We start from the raw sequence: 13,971 nt of genomic DNA on the forward strand, positions 1-13,971 counted from the left end.
TTTTTTTTTATAACCCCCGGCGCCCGGGGGGGGGTTGTTACACGTCCAACCCCCGCCCCCGATGCGTTCGTAAGATCAACTAGTGTGACCCGTTGCGTACGCGGCTGCTACACGTTCGTCAGGGAGCGGTTACTGACCTTGCCGTAGATGTCGGCCTGCATCCACTGCTTCTTGTCGATCTGGAACATGCTGCCCTTGAATGCAATGTTGCCCTCCCAGATGACTGAGGCCTCGGCGAAGTGCCCGCTGGAGCAGGGCTTGCCCTTCGGGCACCAGCGCCACCACGTCCGGGCCTTCTTCGGGGTGGTGTGCGACAGGCTGATGACGCCGCTGAGGTTAATCTTGCCGGCGCCGGCCGAGGTCACCTTGGTGATGTCGTGTCCGTTGCTCTTGAAGTTGACCCATAGGCTCATCTTGATCACCTTGACGCCGAAGTACTTCACATACGCGTTGTACTTCACCGTGTGGGGTCCCTTGCCCAACTTCTTCTTCGCGCTGGCGGCTACACCGGTGACCGCGCTTTCCTGCCCGATGGTCACGTCGCCGTTACGCAAAGAGGTCGTGGACTTGGTGTTCAGGGCCTTGGTGGACAGGCCGCTTCCCTGGGCGGCGGCCACGTCGATGAACGACCTGAGCACCTCGGGGTCGTGAAGGTAGCCGACGAACTTCGTCTGCTGGGCCGACGTCAAGCTCTTGAACTGCGCGAGGGCTTTGTCCGCACCCGGTTCATCAGAGTGGCGGAGGTAGTTGGAGTAGGCGGCCGGTGTGGCTGCGGGGTCGCTCTTCCCGGCGTTGTTCCCAGCCGGTGCTGCGGCCTGGGCCTGTGCGGCCCCACCGAGAACGGTTACGGCAGTGATTGCTGCCAAGGCGCCGCGGGCCGTACGTGTCCTCATCGTTGTTCCCCGTTTTCCGGGCTGATGTAACCCTGATTCTGCTTCCGAGTGGTCACTTTCGGTTACCAGGAGGATCTTTTCGCCGACGAGTCGGTGGATCAAGGGAGTTGAGGAACATTTGAGGTCTGGGTTGGGAATCTCGGATCTGTGCGTGCTGTCATTGATGTGACACTTGCCCGCTTTCAAATCGACTCAAAGCGACCGCAATTGCTCCGTAAAGTGTCGCTATTGTGACTAGCAGTGGGACCGAGCGTCCGTCCGGTGGGAGCATCAGGGCGGCTACTCCGGCGGCGGCCACAAAGGCCATATTGAAGAGGACGTCGTAGACCGAGAAGATCCGGCCACGGAAACGGTCCTCGACCGCGGCCTGGAGCACGGTGTCGGTGGCGATCTTGGCTCCCTGGGTGATCAGCCCCAGTACAAATGCCGCCACCAGCACCGGAGTTGGCGCGAAGGTGAGCCCCAGGGCCGGGAGCAGTACGGCCGCGGCGCCGGAGCAGAAGGTGATCCAGCCCGTCGGACCCAGCCGCCCCGCCGCATAGGGCGTGACCACTGCCGCGGCGAAGAACCCGGCGCCGGAGACCGCGACCGCGAGCCCCAGGAGCGCCAGTCCCCGGTCGGCGCCGCCCACACCGTGGTAGAGCGGCGGCCAGGCGTACCGGCAGAGCATCAGCACGGTGACGGTGAGCGCGCCGTAGCAGAAGCGCATCAGGGTCATGGCGGCCAGGGCGCGGGCCGCGGGGCGCCGTTGCGGGGCGGCCAGGTGCCGTATCCCGGCGGCGAGGCCCCGTGCGGTGCCGGCCACGGACTCGGCCAGCGGCGGCCGGGGTCCGGTCAGGTCGGGGCCGAGCAGGGCGCGGTCGATACGGAGGGAGCTGAGCGAGGCGCAGAGATAGAGGGCGGACGCGACCAGCACCACCGCGGCGTCGGAGTCGGAGAGGGCGAGCCGCACCGCGAAGGCGAGCCCGCCGCCCGCGGTGGCCGCGAGGGTGCCCGCGGTGGGGGACAGCGAGTTCGCCAGCACCAGCCGGTCGGCGTCGACGACCCTCGGCAGGGAGGCGGAGAGCCCGGCGAGGACGAAGCGGTTGACGGCGGTGACGCAGAGCGCGGAGCCGTAGAAGAGGGCCTGGGGGACGGGGACCAGGATGAGGGTGGCGGTTCCCGCGGCGAGGCCGGCCCGCAGCAGATTGCCGTAGAGGACGACCTGGCGGCGGCGCCAGCGGTCCAGGAGGACGCCGGCGAAGGGGCCGATCAGCGAGTACGGCAGCAGCAGGACGGCCATGGCGGAGGCGATGGCCGCGGGCGAGGTCTGCTTCTCGGGGGAGAAGACCACATGGGTGGCGAGGGCTACCTGGTAGACGCCGTCGGCCCCCTGGGAGAGCAGCCGCACGCTGAGCAGGCGCCGGAAGTCCGCCAGCCGCAGGAGTACACGCAGGTCACCCACGACAGCCATGGGACCCACCCTCACATACGGGGAGGACCCCCGGGCGCATTGCCCAGGGGTCCTCCCCGCCGACGCCCGGCGGACCGGGCGGGGGTGTCAGCGCTCGACCTCGCCGCGGATGAACTTCTCGACGTTCTCCCGGGCCTCGTCGTCGAAGTACTGGACCGGCGGGGACTTCATGAAGTACGAGGAGGCGGAGAGCACGGGGCCGCCGATGCCGCGGTCCTTGGCGATCTTCGCGGCGCGCAGGGCGTCGATGATGACACCCGCGGAGTTCGGGGAGTCCCACACTTCGAGCTTGTACTCAAGGTTCAGCGGGACGTCGCCGAAGGCGCGGCCCTCAAGGCGGACATAGGCCCACTTGCGGTCGTCGAGCCAGGCCACATAGTCGGACGGGCCGATGTGGACGTTGTCCTCGCCCAGCTCGCGGTCGCGGATCTGGGAGGTGACGGCCTGCGTCTTGGAGATCTTCTTGGACTCCAGGCGCTCGCGTTCGAGCATGTTCTTGAAGTCCATGTTGCCGCCGACGTTGAGCTGCATGGTGCGGTCCAGGATGACCCCGCGGTCCTCGAACAGCTTCGCCATGACGCGGTGCGTGATGGTGGCGCCGACCTGCGACTTGATGTCGTCGCCGACGATCGGCACACCCGCCTCGGTGAACTTGTCCGCCCACTCCTTGGTGCCGGCGATGAAGACCGGAAGGGCGTTGACGAAGGCGACCTTGGCGTCGAGGGCGCACTGGGCGTAGAACTTCGCCGCGGCCTCGGAGCCGACCGGCAGGTAGCAGACCAGGACGTCGACCTGCTTGTCCTTGAGGATCTGGACGACGTCGACCGGGGTCTCGGCGGACTCCTCGATGGTCTGGCGGTAGTACTTGCCGAGGCCGTCGTGGGTGTGGCCGCGCTGGACGGTGACGCCCTGGTTCGGCACGTCGCAGATCTTGATGGTGTTGTTCTCGCTGGCGCCGATGGCGTCCGAGAGGTCGAGGCCGACCTTCTTCGCGTCGACATCGAAGGCGGCGACGAACTCCACGTCACGCACGTGGTACTCGCCGAACTGGACATGCATGAGGCCCGGGACCTTGCTGTCCGGGTCGGCGTCCTTGTAGTACTCGACGCCCTGCACCAGCGAGGCGGCGCAGTTGCCCACGCCGACGATGGCTACGCGAACCGAACCCATTCCGGTTGCTCCCTGTGTTCTCGGTGATGAAGCCCGCGGGGTGCGGGAATTCACTTGGCGGTGTCGTCGGACGGATCCGGCCGGGAATGGTCCCGGTCGCGGGGCAGGCCGTCCGTCTTCCCTGATCTGCCGTGCCGGGCCTCGTCGCCCGGCTGGGCGGAGGCGGTGCCGGGACCCCGATGGTCCCGTCCCGCCCGCTCGCTCTCGATCAGCTCGTTGAGCCAGCGCACCTCGCGCTCCACGGACTCCATGCCGTGCCGCTGAAGCTCAAGGGTGTAGTCGTCCAGGCGCTCGCGGGTGCGTGCGAAGGAGCTGCGCATCTTCTCCAGCCGCTCCTCCAGCCGACCGCGCCGGCCCTCCAGCACCCGCATCCGGACATCGCGCGAGGTCTGGCCGAAGAAGGCGAAGCGGGCGGCGAAGTGCTCGTCCTCGTAGGCATCGGGGCCGGTCTGGGCGAGCAGCTCCTCGAAGTGCTCCTTACCTTCTGCCGTCAATCGATACACGATCTTCGCGCGGCGTCCGGAGAGCGGGGCGGCCAGCGGGTCGTCGGGTGTCCGGCCCGACTCCTCGATCAACCAACCGCTGGCCACAAGGGTCTTCAGACACGGATAGAGCGACCCGTAGCTGAAGGCGCGGAACACTCCCAGTGAAGTGTTGAGGCGTTTCCGCAGCTCATAGCCGTGCATGGGGGACTCACGAAGCAGGCCGAGGATGGCGAACTCAAGGATGCCGGCGCGTCGGCTCATCCTGCCTCTCCGCCTCCTTCCGTTCGTCCGCCCCGGGGCGTATCGAGCTGATGTATCGACTCGATACATCACGACGATAGAACGGTGCCCGGGACGGGACAAGGGGGAGGACGGTGAACGGCGTCACATCGCCGATTCGAAGCAGCCGACTTGCCTGATTTGGGGTGAAGTTGGGGGTTCCATGAGTTTTGACGGTGCGTAGTCTGTCCGCCATGCAAACCGCCGGGAACCCAGTGACGCCGCCGCGCGTCCACCTCGGCGGCGCAGTGCGGGGCAGCGCCCTACCGGTCGCGCCCGCACGTCGGGGGAAACCGGAAACCAACTGCCGTGTCCAGGCGCAGCAGCGCCTGCCCTAGGAGTAGTCCTTCGATGAGCGAGCACCGTCGCAAACCGCCGCAGCCACCGGGTGGCGGACGTGCCGCGGCCCGCCGTGGCACCCCCGGAGCCCCTTCGGGCCACCGCGGAGCCCCGCGTGACTCCGCCGGATCACCCAGCGGTTCCTACGGAGCGCCCTCCGGGAGCGGGGAGCGCCCCTACGGCGGGCGGGCGGAGGCGCGCCGCGCGGCCCAGAGAGCCGGCCGCGGCCGGCGGCGGGCGCCCGACGGTGCCGGCAGCGGCGGCGGACGGCGCGGCGGGGGCGGCGGTGGCCGTGGCCGCGGTGGACCCGGCGGTGCCGGCGGTCCGGGCCGCGGCCGGGGCCGGGGTCCGGCCCCCAAGAAGCGCTTCATCGACTACCCGCGGGCCGGCAAGCACGGCGTGGCCCGCTGGGTCCCGTCCTGGCGCCTGGTCACGGGCCTCTTCGTGGCCTTCCTCGGCAGCCTGATGGCCGTCGCCGGGATCGCGTACGCCTGGGTGGACATGCCGAGGGTGGCGGAGACCGCCACCGCGCAGAACAACGTCTACTACTGGGCCGACGGTTCGCAGATGGTGGCCACCGGTGGGGAGACCAACCGGCAGATCATCAACTACGAGAAGATCCCGGAGTCGATGCGCTGGGCGGTGATCTCCGCCGAGAACAAGACCTTCTGGACCGACCGCGGTGTCGACCCGATGGGCATCGGCCGCGCCCTGGTCAACATGGCCAAGGGCGGCCAGACCCAGGGCGGCTCCACCATCACCCAGCAGTATGTGAAGAACGCCCGGCTGGACGACCGTAGCCAGACCCTCAGCCGCAAGTTCAAGGAACTGTTCATCTCCATCAAGGTGGGCGCGAGGGTCCCCAAGGAGGAGATCATCGCGGGCTATCTGAACTCGGCGTACTACGGGCGGAACGCCTACGGCGTCCAGGCCGCGGCCCGCGCCTACTTCAACGAGGACGCCACCGAGCTGCAACCGGACCAGACCGCCGTACTCGCCGCGGTCCTCAAGGGCGCCACCTACTACGACCCGGCGGGCAACCCGGGCATCGACCCCTCCGCCACCCGGCAGGCCAACACCGAGCGGGCCACCAAGCGTTGGAGCTGGATCCTCGACCAGGAGGTGAAGGACGGGCACCTCTCCCAGGAGAAGCGGGCCAAGTACACCAAGCTGCCCAGGCTGGAGAGCCCGCGCAACAACGCCAAGCTCGGGGGTCAGACCGGTTACCTGGTCGACCTGGCCAAGACCTATGTCATCGGCCACACCGACATCACCGCGGACGAGCTGGCGCTCGGCGGCTACGAGATCCACACCACCTTCCAGCAGAACAAGGTCAACAGCCTGAAGCGGGCCGTGGCCAAGGTGCAGAAGGCCAACATCAAACCGAAGCAGCGGCCGGACACCGACACCCATGTGCAGTTCGGCGGGGCCTCGGTCAATCCCAAGGACGGCTCCATCGAGGCGATCTACGGCGGCGAGGACTGGACCAGACACTTCACCAACAACGCCGACTACACCGGCGCCCAGGTCGGTTCGACCTTCAAGCCCTTCGTCCTGGCGGCCGCGCTGCGCGACGGCGTACGGGATCCCGACGGCGGCGAGGTGCAGGGCGAGGCGGAACGCACCATCGCCTCACCCAAGAGCCTCTACAGCGGCAAGAACGACTTCAAGATCAAGAACTACAACGGGGATCCCTGGACCAACAAGGAGGGCAAGGAGTGGCTCCAGGAGAACGACGGCCAGGACAACGTCGGCAGTCCCCCGGAATATCTGGTCTCCCTGCGTGAGGCGATGCGGGAATCGGTCAACTCCGCCTATGTGCAGCTCGGTATGGACGTCGGCCTGGACAAGGTGAAGCAGGCCGCGGTCGACTCCGGAGTCCTGGACGACAGCCTGGCGAACGCCAACTACCCGTCCTTCTCCATCGGCACCTCCTCCCCCAGCGCCATCCGCATGGCGGGCGCCTACGCCACCTACGCCGCCAGCGGCAAGCAGAACGACCCGTACTCGGTGACCGAGGTCAAGCACCGGGGCACCGCCGTCTACCAGCACAAGTCCGCCACCAAGCAGCCGTTCACCTCGCAGGTCGCGGACAACGTCACCGATGTCCTCAAGACCGTGGTCGACAAGGGCACCGGCTCCAACGCCAAGCTGCCGGACCGCCAGGTCGCCGGCAAGACCGGTACCACCGACGGCAACAAGTCGGCGTGGTTCGTGGGCTACACCCCGCAGTTGTCCACCGCGATCTCGATGTACCGCATGGACGACAACGAGAAGACCAAGTCCCGTCACTTCCTCCAGATGTTCGGCACCGGCGGCCAGAAGAAGATCCACGGCGCGTCCTTCCCGTCCGAGATCTGGCACGACTACATGGCCCAGGCGCTGAAGGGGAAGCCCGCGGTGCCGTTCCCGGCGCCGGAGCCCATCGGCGAGGTCGTCGGCTCCACGCCGCCTCCGCCGCCGCCGTCCCCGACGCCGAGCGTCACCCCCAGCCCGTCGGCCTCCGACCCGACCACCTCGCCGTCCCCGTCCGACGACCCCAGCGGCTCCCCCAAGCCCACCGGCTCGTGCCAGCCGTGGGACTGGAAGTGCGGCAAGGACACCGGCGGCACCAACAACGGCGGTACCGACACGGGCGGCACCAACACCGGAGGCGCCACCGGCGGCACCGACACGGGCGGTACCGGCGGCGGCACCGGAGGCACCGACGCCGGCACCAGTACCGGCCAGAACGGCGGCACCAGAGGCAACGGCAACGGCGGCATCTTCGGCGGCCCGGCCGGCTAGGAGACAACGCACACCGACAGGGGCCGCGGACACCCGTCCGCGGCCCCTCGGCGTACCCGCCCCGGGGCCTGTCCGGGCGTCCGCACTCGGGCGGGTACGGCAGGATGTGCCCCATGCCCAGTGCTGAGACGGCACGCACGCGCGTGCAGGAGCCCAAGACCCTGGCCCCGACCCGGCAGGACGAGGTGGCGGCGGCCGGCAGCGAAGTGATCGGCGGACCGCTCGGCCGCTGGGCTCTCACCGGCACCTCCTGGTGGACCCCGGTCCGCGTCGTCCTGCTGGTCATGCTCGGCATGTTCGCCCTCGGCATGGTGCAGAAGTTCCCCTGCTACGACGGCGCCTGGTTCTTCGGCGCCAGCAGCCAGTACACCCACGCCTGCTACTCCGACATCCCGCACCTCTACCAGGGCCGGGGCTTCGCCGACGGGCTGCTGCCCTACTTCGACAAGCTGCCCGGCGACATGGACTACCTGGAGTACCCGGTCCTCACCGGAGCCTTCATGGAGCTGACCGCCCTCCTCACCAAGGGCACCGTGCGGCTGCTGCCCGGCGCCGACGGCATCCAACTCCAGGAGCAGGTCTACTGGATGGTCAACGCCGGGCTGCTGATGGTGTGCGCCGCGGTCCTCGCCGTCAGCGTCACCCGCACCCACCGGCGGCGCCCCTGGGACGGCCTGCTGGTCGCCCTCGCCCCCGCCCTCGCGCTCACCGCCACCGTCAACTGGGACCTGCTGGCCGTCGCCCTGACCGCCTGGGCGATGCTGTTGTGGTCCCGCGGCCGGGCCCTCGCCTTCGGCATCCTGCTCGGGCTCGCCACCGCCGCCAAGCTCTACCCGGTACTGCTGCTCGGGCCGCTGCTGGTGCTCTGCTGGCGGGCCGGCACCTGGCGCCCGTTCCGCACCGCCGTCCTCGGCACCGCCGCCGCCTGGCTGGCGACCAATCTGCCGGTGATGCTCTACGCCCCCGAGGGCTGGGCGAAGTTCTACGGCTTCAGCCGTGAACGCGGCGTGGACTTCGGCTCGTTCTGGCTGGTCCTCTCCCAGCACATGGACCAGCCGCTGGGCACCTCCACCGTCAACACCCTCGCCATACTGCTGATGATCGCCGCCTGCGCCGGCGTCGCGGCACTGGCCCTCACCGCGCCCCGCCGGCCGCGGTTCGCCCAGCTCGCGCTCCTGGTCGTCGCCGCCTTCGTCCTCACCAACAAGGTGTACTCACCGCAGTACGTGCTCTGGCTGATCCCGCTGGCCGCCCTCGCCCGGCCCCGCTGGCGGGACTTCCTCATCTGGCAGGCCTGCGAGGTGGTGTACTTCCTCGGGATCTGGCTCTACCTCGCCTACACCAGCAGCGGCGACAAGCACCAGGGCCTGCCCACCGAGGGCTACCAGGCGGTGATCGTCCTGCACATCCTCGGCACCCTGTACCTCTGCGCCATGGTCGTCCGCGACGCCCTGCTGCCGGAACGCGACCCGGTACGGCAGGGCGGGGACGACGACCCCTCGGGCGGCGTCCTGGACGGCACCCCCGACGTCTTCGCCCTGGGCCGCGCCGCCCACCCGCCCCGCCACGCCGCCCACACCGAGGAGGGACCACTGGTGGCCTGGGGCACGCCCGCCCCCACGGCCGGCCCGTTCGCGAAGGGTGAACAGACTTAGCCGGGGCGCCAGTTGAGACGCCCCGGCCGTCTCCGCCAGGTACCCGTGCCCGCTGCGGACCCGCTCAGCGCTCCATCACACGGTCGTACTGCGTGGTGGTGTGCCGCAGATGGGCCGCCAGTTCCTCGCCCACCTTCGGCTCCGGCGCGTCCGAGGGCACGAAGAGGATCGACACCTGCATATGCGGCGGCTCCGCGAACCAGCGCTGCTTGCCGCCCCAGACGAACGGCGAGAGGTTCCGGTTGACCGTCGCCAGGCCCGCCCGGGCCACGCCCTTGGCGCGCGGCATCATCCCGTGCAGCGCCTTCGGCGACTCCAGGCCCACCCCGTGCGAGGTGCCGCCGGCCACCACCACCAGCCAGCCGTCCGAGGCCACCTTCTGCTGCCGGTAACCGAAGCGGTCCCCCTTGGCGACCCGGGTGACGTCCAGTACCGCACCCCGGTACTCCGTCGCCTGCTCGTCGCCCAGCCAGAGCCGGGTGCCGATCCGGGCGCGGAAGCGGGTCTGCGGGAACTGCTGCCGCAGCCGCGTCAGTTCGTCCGCCTTGAGATGGCTGACGAACATCGTGTGCAGCGGCAGCCGCGCCGAACGCAGCCGGTCCATCCAGCCGATGACCTCCTCCACCGCGTCCGACCCGTCCGGCCGGTCCAGCGGCAGATGGATGGCGAAGCCCTCCAGCCGTACGTCCTCGATCGCCGAGTGCAGATGCGGCAGTTCCTGCTCGGTCACCCCGTGCCGGCGCATCGACGACATCACCTCGATGACGACCCGCGCCCCGACCAGCCCGTGCACCCCGTCCACCGAGGACACCGAGCGGATCACCCGGTCCGGCAGCGGCACCGGCTCCTCGCCCCGCCGGAACGGCGTCAGCACCAGCAGATCGCCGCTGAACCAGTCCTTGATCCTGGCCGCCTCGTAGGTGGTGCCGACGGCCAGCACATCGGAGCCGAAGCGGGTGGCCTCCTCCGCCAGACGCTCGTGGCCGAAGCCGTAGCCGTTGCCCTTGCAGACCGGGACGATCCCCGGGAACCGCTCAATCACCTGCTTCTGGTGTGCACGCCAGCGCGCGGTGTCGACGTAGAGCGTGAGCGCCATGGCCTGGCCCGGAACCTTTCGTGTGGCTGCCGTACGGCAGACGTTGTGGGGGCGGGGGCCGCCCGGCCCGGGCGGGCGGGGCGGCGGGTGGAGCGGAGGGTGGGTCAGCGGCGCGACATATACATGTCGAGCGCCTTGTGCAGCAGCTTGTTGAGCGGGAAGTCCCACTCGCCGAGGTACTCGGCCGCCTGCCCGCCGGTGCCGACCTTGAACTGGATCAGACCGAAGAGATGGTCCGTCTCGTCCAGCGAGTCACTGATGCCGCGAAGGTCGTAGACGGTGGCACCGAGCGCGTAGGCGTCCCGCAGCATCCGCCACTGCATCGCGTTGGACGGCCGCACCTCCCGCCCGACGTTGTCCGAGGCGCCGTACGAGTACCAGACGTGGCCGCCGACGACGAGCATGGTGGCCGCGGAGAGGTTCGCCCCGTCGTGCTGGGCGAAGTAGAGCCGCATCCGGTTGGGGTCCTCGCTGTTCAACGAGGACCACATGCGCTGGAAGTAGGAGAGCGGGCGCGGCCGGAACTTGTCCCGTACCGCGGTGATCTCGTACAGCCGCTGCCACTCGGCGAGGTCCTCGTAGCCGCCCTGGACGACCTCGACGCCGGCCTTCTCGGCCTTCTTGATGTTGCGGCGCCAGAGCTGGTTGAACCCCTTGTGCACATCCTCCAGCGAGCGCCCGGCGAGCGGCACCTGGAAGACATAGCGCGGCTGTACGTCCCCGAAGCCGGCACCGCCGTCCTCGCCCTGCTGCCAGCCCATCCGGCGCAGCTTGTCCGCCACTTCGAAGGCGCGGGGCTCGATGTGGTCGGCCTCGATGTCCCGCAGCCGCTTCACATCCGGGTCCTGGATGCCCTTCTTGATGGAGGTGGCGTCCCAGCGGCGGATCACCACCGGCGGGCCCATCTTCACCGAGAAGGCGCCCTGCTGCTTGAGGTGCGCCAGCATCGGACGGAGCCACTCGTCCAGATTCGGCGCATACCAGTTGATGACCGGGCCTTCCGGCAGATACGCCAAGTACCGCTTGATCTTGGGCAGTTGGCGGTAGAGCACCAGACCCGCGCCGACCAACTCGCCGGTGCGGTCGTCGAACCAGCCCAGATTCTCCGAGCGCCACTCGGACTTCACATCTGCCCAGGCCGGGACCTGCATGTGACTCGCCGCGGGCAGGCTCTGGATGTACGCCAGATGCTGCTCGCGACTGATGGTCCTCAGGGTCAGGCTCATTCGGGGCGCTCCTCGGGCTGGTGTGTCCCCCTGGGGACAGGGGCTCCGGCTCTCGCGCGAAGCCTACTGCGCCCGGTGAACGCCTCGCCCGGCCGTTGGAGCGCCCGGCCTACCGGTGACGGCCGGTCAACTGATGAGCCCGCCGAAGAGCCCGCCGTGCGCCATGCCCAGGAAGAATCCGACCGCCGAGGCGCCCAGTCCCAGGACCAGCCCGAAGCGCTCCCGGGTCGTCACCGAGATGAGCTGGCCGTACAGACCGGTCGCGATACCGACCAGGCCCGTCCAGGAACTGAGCAGATGCAGACCGGACCAGATCGCGGAGATCGCCGCCACCGCCCCGAGGACGAGAGTGGCGGCGGCCAGTGCGTCCTGTAGGGGATGAGGCTTGCCGTCGGTGGCGAACAGGCCGTTCCTCGCGTGGGTCCGGATCACTTGTGTCATGGGGCACCTCCTGCGGAAGCGGCGCGGCTTGGCGCCGGGACACCCGATGTGTACTGATTGTCGGCCTCCGGGGGCGGATTTCAACCCGAAGCCGGGGTGCGGGTACTCTGTACCGTCTGCACCGGTGTCTGCCCGGACCACTTCGGGCTACTCCCCTCTTCCGTTCTTCCGTCGAGATCGCCATCTGGATCGCCATCTGGCATCGCCGTCGAGATCGTCGGAGACGGAGCCGCCCGGACTGTCAGTGGTCACTGCTTTACTCGTCAGGAGTGGGCAGCGGCCGGACGTCGGTGCCCACGCATCACGACCCTCCTGCCACGGAAATGCCGTGGCCGTCGAGTCCAAAGGAGGTGGGTTCCACATGCGTCACTACGAGGTGATGGTCATCCTCGACCCCGATCTGGAGGAGCGCTCTGTCTCCCCCCTGATCGAGAACTTCCTCTCCGTTGTCCGTGAGGCCAACGGAAAGGTCGAGAAGGTCGACACCTGGGGCCGTCGTCGTCTCTCGTACGAGATCAAGAAGAAGCCCGAGGGCATCTACTCGGTCATCGACCTGCAGGCCGAGCCTGCGGTCGTCAAGGAGCTCGACCGCCAGATGAACCTGAACGAGTCGGTCCTGAGGACCAAGGTCCTTCGCCCCGAGAACCACTGAGCCCCACGGCTCAGCGGCGACCGGGAACCGAGTAGCAACACCAGCAGCCAGCAAACCCGCCGAGAGGTTCACCCATGGCAGGCGAGACCGTCATCACGGTCGTCGGCAATCTTGTCGACGACCCCGAGCTGCGCTTCACCCCCTCCGGTGCGGCGGTCGCGAAGTTCCGCGTCGCGTCCACTCCCCGCACCTTCGACCGCCAGACCAATGAGTGGAAGGACGGCGACAGCCTCTTCCTGACCTGCTCGGTCTGGCGGCAGGCGGCGGAGAACGTCGCCGAGTCGCTTCAGCGGGGTATGCGCGTCATCGTGCAGGGCCGGCTGAAGCAGCGGTCGTACGAGGACCGCGAGGGCATCAAGCGCACGGTCTACGAGCTCGACGTCGACGAGGTCGGCGCGAGCCTGCGCAACGCCACGGCCAAGGTCACCAAGACCACCGGCCGCGGTGGCCAGGGCGGCTACGGCGGCGGTGGCGGCGGCGGCCAGCAGGGCGGCGGCGGCTGGGGCGGCGGCCCCGGTGGCGGCGGTCCGCAGCAGGGCGGCGGCGGTGCTCCCGCCGACGACCCCTGGGCGACCAGCGCGCCGGCCGGCGGTGGCGGCGGTCAGCAGGGCGGTGGTGGCGGCTGGGGCGGTGGCTCCGGCGGCGGCTACTCGGACGAGCCCCCCTTCTAGGCCCTCGGGCCGGGGTGGGCCGTTCCCCACACTTCTTGATCACACAGGAGAAACACCATGGCGAAGCCGCCTGTGCGCAAGCCGAAGAAGAAGGTCTGCGCATTCTGCAAGGACAAGGTCACGTACGTGGACTACAAGGACACGAACATGCTGCGGAAGTTCATTTCCGACCGCGGCAAGATCCGTGCCCGCCGCGTGACCGGCAACTGCACGCAGCACCAGCGTGACGTCGCCACGGCCGTCAAGAACAGCCGTGAGATGGCGCTGCTGCCCTACACCTCCACCGCGCGATAAGGGAAGGGTGACCGACAGATGAAGATCATCCTCACCCACGAGGTCACCGGCCTCGGCACCGCGGGCGAAGTCGTAGACGTCAAGGACGGGTACGCCCGTAACTACCTGATCCCGCGGAAGTTCGCGATCCGCTGGACCAAGGGCGGCGAGAAGGACGTCGAGCAGATCCGTCGTGCTCGCAAGATCCACGAGATCGCCACCATCGAGCAGGCCAACGAGATCAAGGCCCGTCTTGAGGGCGTCAAGGTCCGCCTTGCCGTCCGCTCCGGTGAGGCCGGCCGCCTCTTCGGTTCCGTCACCCCGGCCGACGTCGCCTCGGCGATCAAGGCCGCCGGCGGTCCCGAGGTCGACAAGCGCCGCATCGAGCTGGGTACGCCGATCAAGACGCTGGGCGCCCATGCGACGTCCGTGCGTCTGCACCCCGAGGTGGCCGCTCAGGTCAACGTCGAGGTCGTCGCCGCCTGATCCGATTCCCAGGCGGGAGTCGGACCGGTAGCAACAGCACGCAGTGGGGCCGCACCGTTCTGGTG

At 68.9% G+C, this 13,971-nt stretch carries 13 protein-coding genes; 6 read left to right on the top strand and 7 right to left on the bottom strand.

What is annotated here, in order from left to right:
- Positions 1 to 107 precede the first annotated feature (107 nt).
- The 4 genes from ACFVST_RS08005 to ACFVST_RS08020 form a co-directional block, all read right to left on the bottom strand.
- Complete coding sequence (locus ACFVST_RS08005; RefSeq protein WP_390148003.1) at positions 108 to 893, bottom strand: hypothetical protein; 786 nt, start codon at positions 891 to 893, stop codon at positions 108 to 110.
- Positions 894 to 1,050: 157 nt separating this feature from the next.
- Positions 1,051 to 2,346 carry an MFS transporter gene (locus tag ACFVST_RS08010; RefSeq protein WP_390148005.1) on the bottom strand — a complete coding sequence of 432 codons (1,296 nt, stop codon included), beginning with the start codon at positions 2,344 to 2,346 and terminating at the stop codon, positions 1,051 to 1,053.
- Positions 2,347 to 2,433: 87 nt separating this feature from the next.
- The gene (locus ACFVST_RS08015) at positions 2,434 to 3,516 is read right to left on the bottom strand and encodes an inositol-3-phosphate synthase (protein WP_390148006.1); all 1,083 of its coding nucleotides are present in this window, start codon (positions 3,514 to 3,516) and stop codon (positions 2,434 to 2,436) included.
- Positions 3,517 to 3,566: 50 nt separating this feature from the next.
- On the bottom strand, positions 3,567 to 4,262 hold the full coding sequence (locus ACFVST_RS08020; protein WP_390148007.1) for a helix-turn-helix transcriptional regulator: 696 nt from the start codon (positions 4,260 to 4,262) through the stop codon (positions 3,567 to 3,569).
- Between the two features lie 369 nt (positions 4,263 to 4,631).
- Between ACFVST_RS08020 and ACFVST_RS08025 the strand changes: the two genes are divergently transcribed.
- Together ACFVST_RS08025 and ACFVST_RS08030 are read left to right on the top strand one after the other, a co-directional pair.
- Positions 4,632 to 7,406 (top strand): transglycosylase domain-containing protein, encoded by a 2,775-nt coding sequence (locus tag ACFVST_RS08025; RefSeq protein WP_390148008.1) that lies wholly within the window; start codon positions 4,632 to 4,634, stop codon positions 7,404 to 7,406.
- Positions 7,407 to 7,510: 104 nt separating this feature from the next.
- Positions 7,511 to 9,061, top strand: a complete 1,551-nt coding sequence (locus tag ACFVST_RS08030) for a glycosyltransferase family 87 protein (protein WP_390148010.1) — start codon at positions 7,511 to 7,513, stop codon at positions 9,059 to 9,061.
- 64 nt (positions 9,062 to 9,125) lie between these two features.
- On the opposite strand, the gene ACFVST_RS08035 is transcribed toward ACFVST_RS08030, so the two are convergent.
- The 3 genes from ACFVST_RS08035 to ACFVST_RS08045 form a co-directional block, all read right to left on the bottom strand.
- Complete coding sequence (locus ACFVST_RS08035) at positions 9,126 to 10,157, bottom strand: alanine racemase (RefSeq protein ID WP_390148012.1); 1,032 nt, start codon at positions 10,155 to 10,157, stop codon at positions 9,126 to 9,128.
- 104 nt (positions 10,158 to 10,261) lie between these two features.
- A complete protein-coding gene (locus ACFVST_RS08040) occupies positions 10,262 to 11,383 on the bottom strand; it encodes a lipid II:glycine glycyltransferase FemX (RefSeq protein ID WP_390148014.1) in 1,122 nt (373 codons plus the stop codon).
- A 126-nt stretch (positions 11,384 to 11,509) separates the two neighbouring features.
- Positions 11,510 to 11,824 carry a hypothetical protein gene (locus tag ACFVST_RS08045; RefSeq protein ID WP_390148015.1) on the bottom strand — a complete coding sequence of 105 codons (315 nt, stop codon included), beginning with the start codon at positions 11,822 to 11,824 and terminating at the stop codon, positions 11,510 to 11,512.
- 361 nt (positions 11,825 to 12,185) lie between these two features.
- Between ACFVST_RS08045 and rpsF the strand changes: the two genes are divergently transcribed.
- From rpsF to rplI, 4 genes are all read left to right on the top strand, one after another.
- Complete coding sequence (rpsF, locus tag ACFVST_RS08050; protein ID WP_390148017.1) at positions 12,186 to 12,476, top strand: 30S ribosomal protein S6; 291 nt, start codon at positions 12,186 to 12,188, stop codon at positions 12,474 to 12,476.
- Between the two features lie 74 nt (positions 12,477 to 12,550).
- Positions 12,551 to 13,147 carry a single-stranded DNA-binding protein gene (locus ACFVST_RS08055; RefSeq protein ID WP_390148018.1) on the top strand — a complete coding sequence of 199 codons (597 nt, stop codon included), beginning with the start codon at positions 12,551 to 12,553 and terminating at the stop codon, positions 13,145 to 13,147.
- Between the two features lie 57 nt (positions 13,148 to 13,204).
- Positions 13,205 to 13,441 carry a 30S ribosomal protein S18 gene (gene rpsR, locus ACFVST_RS08060; RefSeq protein ID WP_003949403.1) on the top strand — a complete coding sequence of 79 codons (237 nt, stop codon included), beginning with the start codon at positions 13,205 to 13,207 and terminating at the stop codon, positions 13,439 to 13,441.
- An 18-nt stretch (positions 13,442 to 13,459) separates the two neighbouring features.
- Positions 13,460 to 13,906, top strand: coding sequence for a 50S ribosomal protein L9 (rplI, locus tag ACFVST_RS08065; protein ID WP_390148020.1), 447 nt, complete (start codon positions 13,460 to 13,462; stop codon positions 13,904 to 13,906).
- The last annotated feature ends 65 nt before the right edge of the window (positions 13,907 to 13,971 follow it).

The organism is Streptomyces sp. NPDC058045, assembly GCF_042885635.1.
In the GTDB taxonomy this organism is placed as follows: domain Bacteria; phylum Actinomycetota; class Actinomycetes; order Streptomycetales; family Streptomycetaceae; genus Streptomyces.

Bases quoted from the DNA above. Each gene is read 5' to 3' on its own strand.
- ACFVST_RS08005 (WP_390148003.1), bottom strand. From the start codon at position 893: ATGAGGACACGTACGGCCCGCGGCGCCTTGGCAGCAATCACTGCCGTA.
- ACFVST_RS08010 (WP_390148005.1), bottom strand. From the start codon at position 2,346: ATGGCTGTCGTGGGTGACCTGCGTGTACTCCTGCGGCTGGCGGACTTC.
- ACFVST_RS08015 (WP_390148006.1), bottom strand. From the start codon at position 3,516: ATGGGTTCGGTTCGCGTAGCCATCGTCGGCGTGGGCAACTGCGCCGCC.
- ACFVST_RS08020 (WP_390148007.1), bottom strand. From the start codon at position 4,262: ATGAGCCGACGCGCCGGCATCCTTGAGTTCGCCATCCTCGGCCTGCTT.
- ACFVST_RS08025 (WP_390148008.1), top strand. From the start codon at position 4,632: ATGAGCGAGCACCGTCGCAAACCGCCGCAGCCACCGGGTGGCGGACGT.
- ACFVST_RS08030 (WP_390148010.1), top strand. From the start codon at position 7,511: ATGTGCCCCATGCCCAGTGCTGAGACGGCACGCACGCGCGTGCAGGAG.
- ACFVST_RS08035 (WP_390148012.1), bottom strand. From the start codon at position 10,157: ATGGCGCTCACGCTCTACGTCGACACCGCGCGCTGGCGTGCACACCAG.
- ACFVST_RS08040 (WP_390148014.1), bottom strand. From the start codon at position 11,383: ATGAGCCTGACCCTGAGGACCATCAGTCGCGAGCAGCATCTGGCGTAC.
- ACFVST_RS08045 (WP_390148015.1), bottom strand. From the start codon at position 11,824: ATGACACAAGTGATCCGGACCCACGCGAGGAACGGCCTGTTCGCCACC.
- rpsF (WP_390148017.1), top strand. From the start codon at position 12,186: ATGCGTCACTACGAGGTGATGGTCATCCTCGACCCCGATCTGGAGGAG.
- ACFVST_RS08055 (WP_390148018.1), top strand. From the start codon at position 12,551: ATGGCAGGCGAGACCGTCATCACGGTCGTCGGCAATCTTGTCGACGAC.
- rpsR (WP_003949403.1), top strand. From the start codon at position 13,205: ATGGCGAAGCCGCCTGTGCGCAAGCCGAAGAAGAAGGTCTGCGCATTC.
- rplI (WP_390148020.1), top strand. From the start codon at position 13,460: ATGAAGATCATCCTCACCCACGAGGTCACCGGCCTCGGCACCGCGGGC.